This window comes from Rhizobium sp. GR12 (assembly GCF_036596185.1).
In the GTDB taxonomy this organism is placed as follows: Bacteria; Pseudomonadota; Alphaproteobacteria; order Rhizobiales; family Rhizobiaceae; genus Agrobacterium; species Agrobacterium nepotum.
Genome location: NZ_JASXTH010000003.1, coordinates 1 through 17,677, shown reverse-complemented (window position 1 = coordinate 17,677; position 17,677 = coordinate 1). Strand labels below are relative to the sequence as shown.

At 59.3% G+C, this 17,677-nt stretch carries 13 protein-coding genes and 5 pseudogenes; 17 read left to right on the top strand and 1 reads right to left on the bottom strand.

Translation table 11 applies throughout. From position 1 onward, the window contains the following. Positions 1 to 160: 160 nt before the first annotated feature. The 5 genes from QSK43_RS05925 (at position 161) to QSK43_RS05905 (ending at position 4,043) form a co-directional block, all read left to right on the top strand. Positions 161 to 1,195: an alpha/beta fold hydrolase gene (locus tag QSK43_RS05925; RefSeq protein ID WP_332302650.1), complete on the top strand. Its 1,035-nt coding sequence runs from the start codon at positions 161 to 163 to the stop codon at positions 1,193 to 1,195. 90 nt (positions 1,196 to 1,285) lie between these two features. Further along, positions 1,286 to 2,026: a response regulator gene (locus QSK43_RS05920; protein ID WP_332302649.1), complete on the top strand. Its 741-nt coding sequence runs from the start codon at positions 1,286 to 1,288 to the stop codon at positions 2,024 to 2,026. Then, positions 2,023 to 3,342, top strand: a complete 1,320-nt coding sequence (locus tag QSK43_RS05915; protein WP_332302648.1) for a sensor histidine kinase — start codon at positions 2,023 to 2,025, stop codon at positions 3,340 to 3,342. Before QSK43_RS05920 ends, QSK43_RS05915 begins: the two co-directional genes overlap by 4 nt. Positions 3,343 to 3,472: 130 nt before the next feature. Further along, the gene (locus QSK43_RS05910) at positions 3,473 to 3,889 is read left to right on the top strand and encodes an organic hydroperoxide resistance protein (protein WP_332302647.1); all 417 of its coding nucleotides are present in this window, start codon (positions 3,473 to 3,475) and stop codon (positions 3,887 to 3,889) included. Between the two features lie 28 nt (positions 3,890 to 3,917). Further along, a complete protein-coding gene (locus QSK43_RS05905; RefSeq protein WP_332302646.1) occupies positions 3,918 to 4,043 on the top strand; it encodes a hypothetical protein in 126 nt (41 codons plus the stop codon). A gap of 220 nt (positions 4,044 to 4,263) precedes the next feature. Here QSK43_RS05905 and QSK43_RS05900 read toward each other — a convergent pair. Next, positions 4,264 to 4,374: pseudogene (locus QSK43_RS05900) on the bottom strand (ATP-binding protein); the annotation flags it as partial. Positions 4,375 to 4,941: 567 nt separating this feature from the next. Between QSK43_RS05900 and QSK43_RS05895 the strand changes: the two are divergent. The 12 genes and pseudogenes from QSK43_RS05895 to QSK43_RS05850 form a co-directional block, all read left to right on the top strand. Beyond that, positions 4,942 to 5,151, top strand: coding sequence for a cold-shock protein (locus QSK43_RS05895; RefSeq protein WP_003588915.1), 210 nt, complete (start codon positions 4,942 to 4,944; stop codon positions 5,149 to 5,151). A 133-nt stretch (positions 5,152 to 5,284) separates the two neighbouring features. Then, positions 5,285 to 5,545, top strand: a complete 261-nt coding sequence (locus tag QSK43_RS05890) for a hypothetical protein (protein ID WP_332302968.1) — start codon at positions 5,285 to 5,287, stop codon at positions 5,543 to 5,545. Next, positions 5,542 to 5,910, top strand: coding sequence for a DUF6481 family protein (locus QSK43_RS05885; RefSeq protein ID WP_332302645.1), 369 nt, complete (start codon positions 5,542 to 5,544; stop codon positions 5,908 to 5,910). The genes QSK43_RS05890 and QSK43_RS05885 overlap by 4 nt, the downstream gene beginning before the upstream one ends. 95 nt (positions 5,911 to 6,005) lie before the next feature. Further along, complete coding sequence (locus tag QSK43_RS05880) at positions 6,006 to 6,281, top strand: hypothetical protein (protein WP_332302644.1); 276 nt, start codon at positions 6,006 to 6,008, stop codon at positions 6,279 to 6,281. 599 nt (positions 6,282 to 6,880) lie between these two features. Then, a pseudogene (locus tag QSK43_RS27095) lies at positions 6,881 to 7,083 on the top strand (type IV toxin-antitoxin system AbiEi family antitoxin domain-containing protein); the annotation flags it as partial. After that, a pseudogene (locus QSK43_RS05875) lies at positions 7,079 to 7,574 on the top strand (nucleotidyl transferase AbiEii/AbiGii toxin family protein); the annotation flags it as partial. The pseudogenes QSK43_RS27095 and QSK43_RS05875, both read left to right, overlap by 5 nt. Positions 7,575 to 7,896: 322 nt before the next feature. Continuing rightward, positions 7,897 to 8,940: a helix-turn-helix domain-containing protein gene (locus tag QSK43_RS05870; RefSeq protein WP_332302643.1), complete on the top strand. Its 1,044-nt coding sequence runs from the start codon at positions 7,897 to 7,899 to the stop codon at positions 8,938 to 8,940. Between the two features lie 203 nt (positions 8,941 to 9,143). After that, positions 9,144 to 9,773, top strand: coding sequence for an outer membrane protein (locus tag QSK43_RS05865; protein WP_332302642.1), 630 nt, complete (start codon positions 9,144 to 9,146; stop codon positions 9,771 to 9,773). A 197-nt stretch (positions 9,774 to 9,970) separates the two neighbouring features. Further along, positions 9,971 to 15,331 (top strand): autotransporter domain-containing protein, encoded by a 5,361-nt coding sequence (locus QSK43_RS05860; RefSeq protein ID WP_332302641.1) that lies wholly within the window; start codon positions 9,971 to 9,973, stop codon positions 15,329 to 15,331. 298 nt (positions 15,332 to 15,629) lie between these two features. Further along, positions 15,630 to 15,737 (top strand): annotated as a pseudogene (locus tag QSK43_RS27090) (threonine/serine dehydratase); the annotation flags it as partial. A 297-nt stretch (positions 15,738 to 16,034) separates the two neighbouring features. Further along, entirely contained in the window at positions 16,035 to 16,949 is a 915-nt protein-coding gene (locus tag QSK43_RS05855; RefSeq protein WP_332302640.1) for a nucleotidyltransferase and HEPN domain-containing protein, read from the top strand. 72 nt (positions 16,950 to 17,021) lie between these two features. Then, positions 17,022 to 17,385 (top strand): annotated as a pseudogene (locus QSK43_RS05850) (alpha/beta fold hydrolase); the annotation flags it as partial. Positions 17,386 to 17,677 lie beyond the last annotated feature (292 nt).

The window sequence follows — 17,677 nt, the reverse complement described above, 5'->3', positions numbered from 1 at the left end:
ACCGTTGGCAAGGCCGGGCAGCAGGTGGTGCGAATTGTATCAGACTGTATCGAAGGCGCCGGAGGCTACATCCGCATTCAATTGCGGGCTTGACGGGACACATGCGAGATACGTGGACCTGGCCTTCTCTCCATCACAATCAATCGAGACGGAGAGAAAGATGTCCCTTCAATTCAACCACCAGCGCCGCCGCTTCTTCGGTATCGCCGCCATGACCGTGGCTGCCACCCCGTTGGGCATGAGCACGATCGCCAACGCCCAGACGCCCGCCGCGGCCTCGGTTGGGGCAGGAGGGCACACTTCGTTCGCAGCACTCAAGCAAATCAAGGCAGGGGTGCTCGATATCGGATATGCGGAAGCCGGCCCGGCCGATGGTGCCGTTGTCCTGCTCGTCCACGGCTGGCCGTACGACATCCATAGCTATGTCGACGTGGCACCGATCCTGGCCGATGCAGGCTACCGCGTGCTCATTCCCTATCTGCGTGGCTACGGCACAACGCGTTTCCTTTCGGACAAGACCCCGCGAAACGGCCAGCAGGCGGCGCTGGCTGCCGATATGATCGCCTTTATGGATGCACTCGGCGTCGAAAAAGCGATCCTGGGTGGATATGACTGGGGTGCGCGCACCGTCAACATCATGGCGGCTCTCTGGCCGGATCGCTGCCAGGCGATGGTGTCCGTCAGCGGCTATCTCATCGGCAGCCAGGTCGCCAACAGCAAGCCGCTTCCGCCGGCCGCGGAACTCTCCTGGTGGTATCAGTTCTACTTCGCCACCGAGCGGGGGCGGCTTGGCTATGCGGCCAACACGCACGAGTTTGCAAAGCTCATCTGGCGGACAGCATCGCCCACCTGGACCTTTGACGACGCGACTTTCAATCGCTCTGCCGCTGCCCTCGACAATCCGGACCACGTGGATATCACCGTCCACAACTATCGCTGGCGACTTGGCCTTGCTGAAGGCGAACCGGCATACGATGACTTCGAGAAGCAGCTCGCGATGGGGCCGGTGATCACAATTCCGACGATCACCATGGAAGGGAATGCCAATGGTGCGCCTCATCCGCAACCTTCCGCCTATATAATGAAGTTTTCCGGACGATATGAGCACCGGGACGTAGCGGGTATCGGACATAATCTGCCTCAGGAGGCACCAGAGGCATTCGCTCAGGCCATCATCGATGTCGCGAGATTCTGATGGTGTTGGCTGCCACGAAAAACGGCTTTACTCGCGGCAGCCAATACGGAAACTGATGTCTCGTGAGTGCGAAGGTTTGAAAGGCCACAGATGGAGCATATCGACCACATTCTGATCGTCGATGACGACCGCGAAATTCGCGAGTTGGTCTCGAGTTATCTGAAGAAGAATGGCCTCCGGACGACGGTCGCTGCCGACGGCCGGCAGATGCGCAGTTTCCTGGAGGCCAGTACGGTCGACCTCATCGTGCTCGATGTGATGATGCCGGGCGATGACGGATTGGTGCTTTGCCGCGAGCTGCGCGCTGGCAAGCACAAGGCGACGCCGGTAATCATGCTGACGGCACGCGACGACGAGATGGACCGTATCATCGGGCTCGAAATGGGCGCCGACGACTATCTGCCGAAGCCGTTTGCGGCGCGAGAACTTCTTGCCCGCATCAAGGCGGTGCTACGGCGCACGCGTATGCTGCCGCCCAACCTGCAGATCAGCGAGGCCGGGCAACTGTTGACGTTTGGCGATTGGCGCCTCGACACCGTCGGTCGGCATCTTCTCGACCGGGACGGGACGGAAATAGCCTTGAGCGGCGCTGAATACCGGCTGCTGCGGGTGTTCATCGATCACCCGCAACGCGTGCTCAATCGCGACCAGATCCTGAACCTCACGCAGGGCCGCGATGCCGAACTGTTCGACCGCTCGATCGACCTTCTGGTCAGTCGCCTGCGCCAGCGGCTTGGCGACGATGCGCGCGAGCCGACCTATATCAAGACGGTGCGGGCCGAAGGTTATGTATTCTCCGTACCGGTCGAGATTTCGGTGTCCAGGACATGAGAGGGAGCGGCAAGGCCCGTTTCGGCTGGTGGCCAAGGACGTTGCGCTTGCGATTGTTCCTGATCCTTTTTGCCGGACTGGCGGTCGCCTATGGCCTGTCCTTCAGCATTCTTTTTGCCGAGCGCTATATGTCGGCCAAGGCCGTCATGCTCGGGACACTGGAAAGCGATCTGGCAACGTCGATCGCAATTCTCGACCGGCTTCCCGCCAACGAGCGGGCCGATTGGCTGGATCGCCTGAGCCGTGGCAGCTACCGCCTTGTTCTGGGGCCTGGGCTTCCCGGTGTTCCGGATTTATCGGGTCGTGGTGCGGAGATCGCAGACCGGATAGGGCAGGCGGCTGGCAACAGGTTTCAGATCCGCGTCGAAGCCATTCCGGGCGACCACATGCGGCTGCAGGGGCATCTGACGCTGTCGGACGGTTCGCCGCTGACCATCGATGTGATCCCGCGCGGGGTGATGCCCTTGGCCGAATGGCTGCCCTATGTCTTCGCAGCGCAGATGGTTCTGCTCATCCTCTGCACGTGGTTTGCTGTGCGCCTCGCAATTCGTCCGCTGGGCGCTCTCGCCGCTGCTGCCGATGCACTCGATCCCGGCACACAAGGTTCTCCCCTGAATGAGGATGGACCGAGCGAGGTTGCGCATGCGGTGCGCGCCTTCAACGCCATGCGTGACCGTATCGCCCATCACCTGGAGGAACGGGTGCAGATTCTCGCCGCAATCTCACATGACCTGCAGACGCCGATCACGCGCATGCGGCTTCGCGCCGACATGGCGGACGACAGCCCGGAAAAGGACAAGCTGGTAAGCGACCTGCGCGAAATCGAGCGGCTTGTGCAGGATGGAATTGCCTATGCGCGCAGTTCGCACAGCAATGGCGAAAAGAACGCGCGCATCGATCTCGCATCCTTCATCGACAGCATCGCCTACGATTATCAGGACACCGGAAAGGCGGTTTCCGTAACCGGAATCGTTCAGGGGACCGCCCTGACCAAACCGCATGCATTGCGGCGTATCCTGACCAATTTCATCGACAACGCCCTCAAGTTTGCCGGTGCTGCCGAGATCAGCGTCGAACGATCAGGCGACGCAAAGATCGTCATCACGGTCACTGATCATGGACCGGGCATTCCCGACGACAGGCTGGAGTCCGCCATGCAACCTTTCTACCGCGTTGAGACGTCCCGCAATCGGGACACGGGAGGCACAGGGCTTGGACTGGCCATCGCCCAGCAGCTTGCCGTGTCGATCGGTGCGACAGTGCGGATCTACAATCGCGACGGCGGTGGGCTTGCCGCGGAAGTGACGCTGCCCTGACGACGCCCGACCTGCAGCCTCTACGCTGCGATACAATTCCATCCTTTTCGAAAACATGCCGGATACGTCGATGCGGCAAAACAGGCCCGTCAACCACGTCGCTCAATGCGACCGAACGAAGGACTGTTCCATGACAAAGATCGAAAAGGTTCTCTATACCGGCAGGACCCGTACCACCGGTGGACGCGACGGTGCGGCGCGCAGTGACGATGCGCAGCTTGACGTCAGGCTTTCGCCTCCGGGCAGCGGCAAGCCCGGTACCAATCCCGAGCAACTGTTCGCGGCTGGCTGGTCCGCCTGCTTCATCGGTGCCCTTGGCATTGCTGCGGGCAAGCGTAAGCTGGCGCTCCCTGCGAATACGGCGGTCGACGCCGAAGTAGACCTCGGCGTGGCGGCCGGCGCCTATCTGCTGCAGGCCAGGCTGAATGTGAGCCTTCCAGGGCTGGATGTCGACCTTGCACGGGCGCTGATTGATGAAGCCCACCAGACCTGCCCCTATTCCAGGGCAACACGGGGCAACATCGCGGTCGAGCTGAATCTTGCCTGAGCGGGCTCGCAAAACCACGGAGTGTGTGATGAAACGACTGATTGTTGGGATGCTGCTGTTTGGCGTGGTCGCAGCGCCTTGCATCTATGACCCGCTTTCGCCAGAGCCATCCCCCATGGCCGCCCTTGTCACAGTGTTCGGTCTTGCAGGGTAGACAGGTCGGAAGATCGTAGAGGGAGCGGCTGAGAAACAGCGCCTCCCTCTTTTTGTCAGGACTTGTTGCCTTCGTCCTTGAGCAGGCTTGCGGCTTCGACCGCCAAAGGAGCGGTCTTAAGAAGAAGGTCACCCCCTGTAGACGATCAGCGCTTGGCCCGTCCGGTGCTGGCCGCGGTTGCAGAGGGCAGGTCAAGTGCGGGTGATACGTATCTTCGGCTTTAGCTTTGAGAGCGGTTTTTGAAGCGCCAGGAGTCGTTTCCGGTTTCGGCGATCTCGCAATGGTGGGTCAGGCGGTCGAGCAGTGCGGTGGTCATTTTGGCATCACCAAACGCCGGGTTGATGCGTCTCTTTTAAAATCCTCATCATGTTTATCCCTCTCTGTTGGAGAAGGATGCCGGCAGCCTCCTTGGGGCCGGCCGTCGCCTTTCTTGTCGATCAGGCCAAGCTCCACGGCAACAAGGGCGGTTCTCAAACCTGTGCGCGCAGCGTCCTTTCTGGAGATGATTGAGGAACAGCTTGAGGCGGACCTGCTTGCCCGGGGCGTCACTTGGTGCCGGTCAGGCGGTCATATTCTTTCTCGGGTGCCCGTAGCTGCCCCCCGGGATCCTCCAGCTCGTCTCGGACATGGAAGCGGCCAGCATGATCAGCGCTACCTTCCACAATGATTGTGGCCGCTAGTTTATCAGCCACGCACAACGCTGGTTCTGAAAAACTACCGGTTGACTCTTCCACGAAAGCCGCTATTACTGGTTTATCGATCTTTTGCTTGCCGAACTTTGTCTACCGCGCGATTGGCACCGCGCTCTAAGCGAACTTCCTTTCAAAAATAGTCGTTATCACCGTCCGCGAAGCCTCGCTTCCGCGGTCCCTCACTCTATGCTTTGAAAGGGTTCATCATGACCACTGGCACAGTTAAATGGTTCAATTCCACCAAGGGCTTCGGCTTCATTCAGCCTGACAATGGCGGCGCCGATGCGTTCGTTCATATTTCTGCCGTCGAGCGTGCAGGCATGCGCGAACTCGTGGAAGGCCAGAAGATCGGCTTCGACCTGGAGCGCGACAACAAGTCTGGTAAAATGTCGGCCTGCAATCTGCAGAACGCCTAATTCGGTATCTGCTTTCCCTTTGACCACGGATGTACTGGCACTGCCGGAGAGCACGTTATCAATTCAAGGCCAGGCATTTTTGCCTGGCCTTTTTCTTTTGTGCTCGTCTCCCGGACTCGTGATCGGAACCACCATGACAGAGAAATACAGCAAATCCCGCCAGCAGGCGGAAATCGCCTTCGGGAACACCCAGACGCAATTTTTTGCGAGGGACAGGGCCGCTGAAGAACTCCGGTCCGTCGAACAGGCCCGTGAGGCGAAGACGCTGCGGCTTCGTGAAGCGCGCCTTGCCAAGGAACTCGACGAGCGCGCCACAGCGACGTCTGCCCTTGTAGCGAAACGCGCCGGATCGAAATGCTCAGCTGGCCAACAACCTTGTGAGGATAAATTATGAAGAAGCCTAAAGTTAATGAGTTTGTTGATCGGCGCACCGCGGCTGCCGATGCCAGAAACGTTCTTATCAACGCCTATCGTGCCGCACGGATCGCAGATGATCCAGCAAAGACAGCAAAACGGGAAGAGCGGGCAGCGATTGCCTCTGCCCGGGAAGCACGTCAGCTCGAACGCGAGCGCTTGAAGGAAGAGCGGCACCGACTCGCAACCGAAGCAGTAGACCGGCAGACTGCGGCTGCACTTGCGGAAATTGAGGCGCGCGGAGCTGCGGACAAAGCCCGCATCGCGAGGCTCATCAATGATGAAGCGGAGCGAAAGGCCGAACGTGATCGGCGCTACGCTAATCGCAAGGCGAGACAGGCCTGAATCTCCTCTCCCTATTGGTTATCAGAACCCGGCGTCGCACCAGCCACATGGCGGGATGAGACCACGCCGAAATCCCTCAGTATAGGAGTGTCTAAATGGCGCCGGATAACAATGAGCTTCAAGCGATCAACACGTCGTGGCAGATCGCGATCCAGGAAATCCTGCGAATGGTCATTCGTGACATGTATCACGCTGGCGGCGAGGCAGCATTCAAGGCGCATATCAAACGAATCGAGGAAGCGGCGGTCGATAGCATCCACTCCGACCTCAGGCTGCGGGGCACCGACGAATGGACAGAAGTCCTGGTCAAGGAGCGGGCGAGCAACTTCGTGACGACCCTACTGACTTCGTTCACCTATGACCGTGCCTGAGAAAGCCGACAGGACGACTGGAGACCACATTGGGAGACGAGCGTCGTGCCCCAGCAACGGGGGATGTCTTCCAGTCTTATTATCTTGCGGAGCGAACGAAATCGGGAACGACAGCTTCCGCTTCAAAGCCAGCTCGCTCGCTCGCCGCTGCCTGTTGAGAAGGGCAGCGGTCCGCCGATAGCCGCAGGTCGTCCGCGTAGAGACTTTGACGAGAGCCGCATTCTTCGCACTGGTGGTCGTTGCGACCGTTGCGCCCAAGTGTTTGGCAAGCTGGATCGCGATTGTTCCAACGCCGCCACTGTCTGAACCGGAACTTGCGCAAATTCATTGGCTATACCAGATTTGAGGAAATGTTATAGGACGCCTCAAATGAAGGCATCTATCTCGAGGCGATCGAGGACGACGTGATGTTTGTGACGGAGTTGGCTGTAGATCATCTGGGAGCTCGTCCCGCTGGCATCGGATCGAACACTCGGAACAATGCGATTGCGGTCGGCTGGCACACCACGTCCATCATTGGGTCGTCGCGGAGCATTTCGAATACGCGCTGAAGGAGCGGGGTTCAGCCAAATCCGCGAGCGTGTTTTTGCCGCTGCAGACCCATTCGCATCGTGCGTTTTACCGAAAGTCTGCTCAACGACAGCGTCGAAACCCATGTTGTCGAGGGCGTGAGCGTCAAGGTCTTTGAGGTTGTCAAAACAATCGCGGACTGTTTCCGATATCGCGATAAGGTCGGCCTGTCGGCGGCGATCGAGGCCTCCAGGAAGTGCTTCGCCAGCGCAAGGCCACGCCCGGCGAACTTGATCAGCGGCGCCCGGATCAGTCTGACGATCGACATCGGCTTTGGCGATGCACTGGAGCCTGGTGCCGAAGAACTGGACTATCCTTCAATGCTCGACTTCCCAATACCCCGTCTACGGGGCTATGCGCGGGAAACCGTCATTGCCGAGAAGTTTCAGGCGATGGTGGCGCTGGGGCAGGCGAATAGCCGGATGAAGGACTTTTACGACATCTGGATTCTCAGTCGGTCCTTCACCTTTGACGACAACAGGTTACCACGGGCGATCCGCTACCTTCGCGCGACGCGGGACGGCGATACCGCAAGACCTGCCGGATGCGCTGACACAGGCCTTTGCCGAGGATGTGCAGAAGCAGCGACAGAGGCGTGCTTTTGTCGGAGATGTCGCCCACGACCCGGGTGATCTGGGGACAGTCATTCGAGATATAGGCGCGTTCCTCATGCCCCAGGCATCCTCGGCAGCGAGCTTGGGTCAAGACGGCCAGCAGGCGTAACCATTGCTGATCTGACGCCGTTCGATTATCCGCTTGACCGCCACGAAAGAACGAGCCGGATCGGGATTTGCCCTTCCGGCCGCTCACCCTGCAGTTGACTCGGCTTTACGGATGTTCTCAAAACATGTCGTCCGTTATGGCAGCGAGAGACTATCCGGCAATCAGTCGCCAGCATCCATGCAATTCTGCGCAAGGATTGGGGAATATGGCTTCCTGATGTCTGCACTTCGTGGGCCACGGTATCCCGTCTCGAGTGTAGTCGCTCGCGGCGGATAGATCAGGCAGGATGAACCGGCGCTGCAACCAACCCGGCGAGGCTGGCATGAGTGAGAAACAGACAGATCAGAATGGGGCCGGCGATCCGGCCAATCTCGTGTTCAGAACGGATACCCGTTCGCTGCCCTTGAAACGGGCACTGGACTTCTGGCAGGAAACCGCCGGTTCACTTTACGACGTCAATATCTCGCGGCCCGAAACATTCCATACGACACATTGTACGTACCGGCTCGGCGAACTCCTGCTGACCTACTGCGTCAGCGTCGCCCAGAAACTGAGCCGTTCCAGCTATCGTATCGGCGCAGACGGATACGATCATTTCGAGCTTCAATATTATCTTGCAGGCCACTGGAGCCGGAAGGACGGACGAGGGGAGGCGCAGGCTGCACCGGGAGACCTGGTCATTCACGATGCAGCACAGCCCCATGCGGGATCGGCAAGCGATTTTGCCAACCTGACCCTGTTCGTTCCCCGAACCATACTTGCGCCGTTGTTGGACAATCCCGACGAACACAACATGAGAGTTCTCGCCGCCGGCGAACCTATGGCAATGTTGCTGCGCAACCATTTGGACAATCTCTGGCGCGCGCTTCCGCTTCTCAGCGACAGGCAGGCAGCGGCGCTGGCGACCCCGACCGTCGAGCTCGTCGCCGCCACTCTGAACGGCGCAAAGAAGGAAGATTTTTCACGGGGAGTGTCTGTCGCACAACTTGGCGAAATCCGCCGATACATCGATGCACGTGCGCTGGATCCGAGTATTTCCCCGGCCGCGATCGCCTCTGCGTTTGATATTTCCCTGCGCAAACTCTCCTATCTGTTTTCCGGTGACGGCGGAGTGGCAACCTATCTTCAGAAACGACGCCTGGACCTTGCGCGCGCGGCGCTGCGCGATCCGGCGCAAGCTCACAAAACGATAGCGGATATCGGTCTTGAGCATGGCTTCGTTTACGCCCACAATTTCACGCGCGCCTTTCAACGCCGTCATGGGCTGACGCCGCGCGAAATCCGCACCGTCGCACAAAGCAACTGGCTGAAGGGAGGCCACGAATCGCAAAGCTGGTTCGATCGCGCATCCCTGTGGGGAAAGTGACGGACACGTCTGCATGGCCGGCGGCACCCACCTTGCGCGCTGTGAGCATTTTACCGGGTTCGGTTTGCGCGCCGGGATAGATTCACCTCAACCTGCTGATCGCTTCTTATGTTCGGTTCAAAGTTTTGCTTCTTTAGCCTCGAATTTGCGCAGCGGATCGAGGGGTTCGTCCCGTTGACGCATTGCAACCGGGATATTGTACTATGGAAAAACTGATCCTTTCCGCCTTCATCGTGCTGGCTGCTTCGACAGCACAGGCCGCCGATGTCGTCGCAGAGCAATCGCCGTTGCCGGCCGCATTCGAATCGCCTGGCTTTAGTTGGTCAGGCGCATATCTCGGCATTCAGGGCGGCGGTGCCTGGGCCACAGGAGAGTTTTCAGCTTTCGGCCTGTCCAGTTCCGAAGACGTCAATGGCGGACTCTTCGGGGCTTTCGCGGGCTACAACTACCAGTTTGATAATAATCTCGTGCTCGGCATCGAGGGCGATGTCGAATACAACTGGAACGAAAAGGAAATTTTCGGCGCCGAATTCGGGACAGACTGGGCTGGTTCGGTGCGCGGCAGGGTCGGTTACGCCTTCGATCACGCGCTCCTCTACGCCACGGCGGGCTGGGCTGCAACTCAGGGCTATGTGGATGTGCCGGGCCTTGGTAAAGACGAGGCCACCTTCAGTGGCTACACAGTCGGCGCCGGCCTGGATTACGCTTTCACCAACAATGTCTTTGGCCGTGTCGAGTACCGCTACAACGATTTCGGCGACAAGGACCTTCAGGGCGCCAATGTCGATGTAGACCAGCACACCGTCAAGGTTGGCCTGGGCATAAAATTCTGATTGCCCGGCACGAAAGCTTTAAGTGGGGAACGCTGTTGTCCCCTTTCCGCGACCTTCGCCTCGCAAAGCCTTCAATAAGCGCGTGGCGCACCGACGACCTGGATGTCCCGCCACGTATCGCGCCGAGCTTCTGGACGCCTTAACAGGACGTTGCGGACCGACTGTGAACGGGTGGATGCCCTAAGGAATAGTCATCAATGTCGAATACGGACTCCATGGTCACGCCACCGAAGGCTCTTTGGTCGGCAGCAGACGGCAAGCCAAGCTCGTGCCCGTCGCTGACCGCGAGGCTGCGGTTCCTTCTCTCGATCTCGACGGCCGTCATCACCTCCGCCGCGTTCGGCGTAACGCCGCTTCAGGCTCAGGAGGCCCGCGCAGGATGGAAGTCAGGCACGGACGGGAGCTGGTTCATGCCGACCAATTGGCAGAACGAGGTAATACCGGCCGCCCAGGATACTGTCGACATGCGCGGTGGCGGAGTAACACACGTCGATGCGCCGGGGGCAGTCGCAACGCATGTTTATGTCGGTGCCGAGGGTACGAATACACTGAAAGTCGAGAACGCAGGCACGCTCGACATAGCCGGCCAGCTGACGCTCGGATTTTTGCCGGGCTCCTCAGGTACCCTGCTTGTGGACGGGGAAGGATCGGCGGTCACCGTCCAGACGATTACGTCGCTTGGCTGGCAGGATGGTGCCGGCATTTTGACCGTCGAAAACGGCGGGAAATTCCGTACATCGACTTTATCTGCGTCCGGCGGAGCCGGCAGCGGCACGATTTCCGTCTCCGGCGCAGGTTCGCAGATCACCGTCGAGAACGGAGCTGGCTTCGGATGGCCGCAAGGAATGCCTTGGGAACTCAACATCTCGGACCAGGGACGGTTTACCGCCAATGTTCTCGACCTGAACAACACCACCGCGATCAAGATCAGTAATGGCGGCATCCTCGACGTTGCGGATATCAATGCGAACTCTGGGGCCGCCATATTCGGTGTGACCATCTCGGATGTGGACACCATAGACGCCAACATCTGGGAGAACGGTGGCTTCAACAGCCTGAACAAGTCCGGGATGGGTACGCTGGTGCTTACGGGCGCCACCCAGTTTTCGGGTGGGGTGACGGTTGCGGATGGTGCGCTTCAGATCGGCGACGGTGGCGTGGTCTCGTTCGCAGCATCAGCGGTCAATCTTACCGGAGCTGCGGCACGGTTGACGATCGACAGTGATGGCGATCTTGCTCTGTCCATGCCGATCACCGGCGGCGGAGAACTGACGAAACGCGGTGCAGGCACTCTCACGCTCTCCGGAAACAGTGCCAGCTTCTTCGGCGGCCTGGATGTTGCCGCGGGCTCATTGGACCTGACCGGGCAGCTTGGATCGGCCAACGGGACAATCGATGCCGAGGGAAATGGCGATGCGACGATGCGCGTCGTCGGCGAGGCCACCGACTGGGCCAATTACGGCATCCTCAATGTTGGCTATTCCAGCTCCGGCATTCTGGAAATCAGCGGTGGCGGCAGTGTTTCGAACACGGACGCATTTGTCGGTGTCCAATCGGCATCGTCCGGCGAGGTGACAGTTAGTGGCCAAGCCTCGATCTGGAGTACCGGTGAGCTCAATGTCGGACATTCCGGCACGGGCACACTGACGATCAAGGACGGAGGAACAGTCAGTTCCGCCTACAGCAATGTCGGAAATGATCTCGGCGGGATCGGCGACGTCACCGTCTCGGGTACCCGATCGGCCTGGGTCAATGGCGGCTATCTCGCTGTCGGCTATTCCAGCGAAGGCACGATGATTGTCGAGAATGGCGGCGCGGTCAGTGATACATATGGCTATATCGGATTTGGCACGGAGAGCACGGGTACCGTAACGGTCTCGGGAACTGGGTCAAACTGGACCAATAGCGGTGCGCTCTTTGTCGGTTCTTTTGGCACCGGGACATCGACTATCAAGGATGGAGGATCGGTCCGTTCCGACGCCGGGTATGTCGGATTTGGGACCGGCGGCAAAGGCTCGGTGACGGTCTCGGGCGCAGGATCAAGTTGGAACAATAGCGGCTCTCTTGTCGTGGGCGCTTCCGGCACGGGCACCCTGACGATCGCTGATGGTGGAGTGGTGTCGGTCGGTGGCGGAACTAGCGCGGTTGTGCTGGGTGACGATCCCGCCACTGGAAGCGGTACGCTCAACATAGGCTCTGCCTCCGGCCAGACCGCCACGTCTGCAGGCACGCTCGAAGTAAGCGAACTGCTCTTCGGATCAGGCACGGGTGGTCTGGTGTTCAATCATACCGGCGGTCCTGACGGTTCAGTCCTGGATTTCGCTCCCGATATTCGTGGGCAAGGACGGATCCTGCACGAGAACGGTGCGACTGTTTTAAGCGGCGAAAGCGCGGGCTTCACCGGAACCACCGAGATAACAGGGGGCGAGTTGACGGTCTCAGACCGCCTCGGAGGCTCAGCTTCGGTGCACGGCGGCAACTTCCAGGTGAACGGCCTCGTTGGCGGCAATGTTGACGCCTCTGACACAGGACGGGTTACGGGTAGCGGTGCGATTGAGGGCAGCCTGATACTCTCCAACGGTGGTATTCTATCGGGCCAACAGGGACAGTCCCTGGCTATTAACGGTAATCTGAGGCTTGATGCAGGCAGCACCATTGATGTCGCACTGGGAGGAATCTCGTCTCCGGCGCTTTTCGATGTCGGTGGCAATCTCACGCTCGACGGTACGCTTGAGATCACCGATCAGGGTGGCTTCGGGACCGGGGTCTACCGACTGTTCGACTACGCCGGAGGGTTAACGGACAATGGCCTTTCCATCGGCTGGACGCCGGCGGGCGTCGTGGCGGATGATCTCTCCATCCAGACCGCAGTCGAGGGTCAGGTCAATCTGGTCTCAACCGCCGGAGCGGAGCTCGGTTTCTGGGACGGGGGCGATGCAGCATTGCACGATAACAATGCCGTGGATGGAGGCTCCGGTACCTGGACGGCGGACGGGCGTAACTGGACCTCTGAGAATGGTTCGGTCAACGGATCCTTCAAACCGAATCCGACCTTTGCCATCTTTCAGGGAACGTCCGGGGCAGTCACGGTCGACGATACCGCAGGCGCGATCGGTGTCACTGGCATGCAGTTTGCCACCGACGGATATCGCGTCTCGGGCGATCCTGTCGAGCTGCTTGGCCTGAATGGCGAAACCATCATCAGGGTTGGCGATGGGGGAGCTTCAGACAGTGGAATGGCAGCCGGAATATCCGCGACGCTCGGTGGCGCCTCCAGTCTGGTGAAGACCGGTGCCGGGTCCCTCGTCCTGACCGGCAACAATGCCTACACCGGTGGTACCCGGATTGCCGCCGGGACCCTGTGGCTGTCGTCGGACGCCAGTCTCGGCGCATCGTCGGGTGGATTGATCTTCGATGGTGGAGTGCTGGCCACAACGACCGGCTTTAGCTCCGGTCGTGCAATCACCCTTAACGCTTCCGGGCGTGTCGATGTTTTCGGCGATCGCGAGCTTGCCTTGTCCGGCGCGATATCGGGGACGGGCGGCCTTGAGAAGCTGGGGACAGGCACATTGAAGCTTTCGGGAAAGAACACCTATGGGGGCAATACACTTGTTCGCGCTGGAGTTCTGGTCGCAGATACCGATGCAATTCGCGGTTCAATCGCCAACGCCGGGGCCGTAATCTTCGATCAAGCCGGAGACGGAAGCTTTGCCGGTGATATCGCTGGCCTGGACGGCACCCGCGGCGAGATGATCAAGCGTGGTGCAGGGACGCTCACCCTTGGCGGGGTGTCGACGCTCGCCTGGAATGTCGAGGAGGGTGGCCTCGTTTCGGCAACAGACCGCTTCGGAGGTGATCTCGAACTGGCATCAGCGACCCGCTTTACCTTCAGCCAGGACTACAATGGGACCTATAGCGGAGCCATCACAGGTTCTGGAACAGTTGCCTTCGATGGCGGGGGGCAGATCGCGCTGACCGGCGATAATTCCAGCTTTGCAGGTCTGAGCCAGGTTTCGGACACGACACTTGTCGTCAACGAGGCGCTCGGCGGCTCCGCGCTTATTGAAAACGGCGGACGTCTGCAGGGCGCAGGCACGATTGGATCAGGAACGGGTTCAACGGTGACCCTGGCTTCCGGTTCGACCCTGGCGCCCGGCAATTCGACAGGCACGCTGACCGTTGATGGCAATCTGACATTCAATACCGGCTCCCGCTACGAGGTCGAGGTTGCTCCGGGCGGCAAACAAAGCGACCTGATCAAGGTGTCGGGATCGGCTACCCTCAACGGTGGTACTGTTGCCCATATCGGCATGACCGGCACATATGATCCAGCGGCCACCTACACGATCCTTTCGGCAGAGCATGGCGTAAACGGGTCCTTTGACGCTGTCACCTCCGACTTTGCATTCCTTGATCCCTCGCTTGGCTATAACGGCAATGATGTCACGCTCTCACTGACCCGAAACGACATCGGCTTTGCCGCGATCGCCGAGACGCACAATCAGATTGCCACAGCGCAAGGATTGGAAAGCCTGCCCAATGGTAACGCGCTTCACGACGCGGTCGTGCAGCTCGACCGGCCAGCGGCCAGGACCGCATTCGACCTGCTTTCGGGTGAGATTCACGCATCAGTGGCAGCCGGGCTGATCGAGGATTCACGCCACATCAGAAACGTGTCCAATGATCGGCTGCGCTCAGCCCTTGGCGTTGATTCTACCCCGGGGAAAGCCCCTTCAGGCCCTGCCTTCTGGGGCACGGGTTTTGGTTCATGGGGGACGACAGATGCAAACGGCAATGCCGGCAGGCTCGATCGCTCGACCGGCGGCTTTGTCGGCGGCGCCGACGCCATGGTCACCGATGCCTGGCGGCTGGGCCTGCTGGCCGGCTACAGCCATTCGTCGTTTGATGCAGATGATCGGGCCTCGTCAGCCTCGAGCGACAACTATCACGTCGGGCTTTATGCCGGGACACAATGGAAAGCCCTCTCGTTCCGGTCCGGCCTCGCCTACACCTGGAACGACGTCAAGACCAACCGATCCGTTGGTTTCACCGGCTTCGCGGATAGCTTATCGGCAGGCTACGATGCCAGCACATTGCAGACCTTCGGCGAGTTTGGCTACCAGATAGAAACGCCGGCCGGCAACTTCGAGCCCTTCGTCAATCTCGCTCATGTCACTGTCAAGACGGATGGCTTCGGGGAAAATGGCGGCGCTGCAGTTCTTGCCTCCTCCGGCGAGACGACGGATACGACCTTTACCACTCTCGGAGTTCGCGCAGAAAACGATCTGGGGATGGGCAACATGCAGATGAATCTCGCCGGCATGCTGGGATGGAGGCACGCCTATGGCGACACGACGCCGACCTCTATCCATGCTTTCTCCGGTTCCGATGCCTTTACCGTGTTCGGCAATCCGCTTGCGAAGGACGCGGCAATAGTCGCGGCCGGTGTCAATGTCGATATCGCACCCGGCGCCACCCTCGCCATCTCCTATCAGGGCCAGTTTGGCGACGGCGCCCACGACCATGGTTTTAACGCGGAGCTCGGTGTCCGGTTCTAAGGCATTCCTGCGCTGTCTTCGCCGATCAGCAACAACGGCTTCGTTCCACTCGGGTTGCTGTTGATCATTGACTGACCTTTGCGGGGTATGATTGCCGCAACATTGGGGGCTCCACCTTCGTGGACCGATCATGGAGATTCCCAGCGCAGGTAAGGAAGATGGGACACGTTGTGCGGTGTCGCCATAGCCGAGGAGCGCTGGCGGGATTGGGAAGGAAGTCTGGTCAATGAACAATGAACGCTTTGCCAGCGTTTGCGAAGCGATCGAAGACACCCGCCCAGGCTGAAGGCATGAAACTGTGATCGCCAGTCCGTCAGGCAATCACGCCCAAGGGCTGTCTTATGCGGCGAGGATGCTGGGCGTGAAGGTGATCTTGGTGCTGCGCTCGGCATCAGCGACGACGCCGCACCAACATCGGAGGTTCCCATGACGAGAACGGTTTGGCGGGCGCAATCAGCTACACAGAAGGCCTTGCCACCTGGAGCCAAACTATCGGCGCCAGGGGCACGCCGAGGGAGCGGGCTATGCAGCCGACTTCGACCACTTGACCGGTGGCATTGTCTTCGGCGCGATGTGAAGGCGATTAATGAACGCCGCATTGCATCAAAGGAATGGACCTCGCAATCACTATAAGATTGTGGAGTAGCAATGGCCTGCCGATCGCGGCTAGAATATCTGTTCAGAAGAATCGGTGGTGAAGGCGATGAGATCGGATATCGGACATCTTCCGCAGACAAAGCAGCGCGAACTGGAAAGGGTCGTCCGGATCATTCATGAAGAGTTCGCCGGTATTGTCGAGCGCTCGAAGTCGGATGCCAAAAAGGACGGGCGGATTTATAAAATCATCCTGTTCGGTTCTTACGCCCGTGGCACATGGGTCGATGAGCCGCATACGTCGAAAGGCTATCGATCGGATTTCGATATTCTCGTCATCGTCAGCAACAAGGAACTGGCCGATCCGAAATACTGGGACAAGGCCACCGACCGGCTGATGTGGGACAGGGAGATCGAGACACCCGTGGGTCTCATCGTGCATGGCGCCCGCGAGATCAGCAACTTCTTGCATGACGGTCAGTACTTCTTCGTCGATCTCGCCCGCGAAGGTGTTGTCCTTTACGAATTCGATGACCGGCCGCTGGCCGAACCGAAACAACTCAGCCCCGTCGATGCTCTCAGGGTGGCCGAAGAGCATTTTAGTGTCCAGCTCAACAGCGCCAAATTCTTTCATGAACTCGCGCTATATTCGATCAACCACAACCAACCTAATCACGCTGCCTTCAATCTTCACCAGGCAGTTGAAACAGCATACTCCTGCTACCTCCTGACGCTGACCAACTACAGCCCGCCCTCGCACAATCTGAAATTCCTGCGCGGGCTTTCGGAGGATCGCGACCGCCGGCTGGTTGAAATCTGGCCGCGCGACCAGCAGCGTTTCACCGCCTGGTACAACATTCTCAACGAAGCCTACGTCAAGGCGCGTTATTCGAAGCAGTTCGAGATCAGCGAAGAGGCACTTGCATGGCTTCAGGAGAGAACGGCTGAACTCCACACCCTGATCGAGGCGCTTTGCAGAGGGCATATCGGGAAACTGCGGCAGGCGGTGAAGAGTGATTCGTAGCTCCAGACATCCGCTCTGACGTAAAAATGCGGAACAGAGCCAGCCATCCGGCAAAGTTTGCAATCCGGCAGGGATAAAAACCGCGCGCAGCTAGTCATCGATTTTCCGACCGGTCCGTTCTACGGGTTCAACCGTCCCGACGCCAGGTCTATCCGGGTATCATCCAGAATTGGTGGCGCCAGGGCATAATGGGCAGCGCCAGGGTCCATTATGGGGGCATAAAGGCCCTCTTCGGAACCGGCCAAACGGAAGACGTGAAGGTCACTACGGTTCCACACCCGTCACGCACGGTGACGACCATCAGGCAGTGCCGATCGACAACGCCGGCAAGTTACCGGTGAAGTTTGTGAAGGGCGGTACGCTGAAGATCTATCCCGTATCCAGGTGGCATGCGGACGTGATCAATCCGGATCTCCTGGCCTTCATCAAAGCGTGATCGCCCGGACATGACAGACAGGCATGGCGGGGTTCACGCTGCAATGCCTGAAATATTCAGACAGCCTCGAACCACCGGCGTGTGCCTGCGAAAAGTGCGCGCTGGCTGCCAGGCCGGAAGGCTCCTGCTCCCGAATTCACCAACGACTTGTATGTATGCACGGAAGCTTCCCTGCCTTGCAGAATTTGCATGGCAGGGGAGCTTGTGACCCCGGGCCAGCGGGAATAGGAGTCAGACGCGTCGGCAAGGCCTACGATATCCCCGTCCACAGAATAACCAAAGGAATACGCTA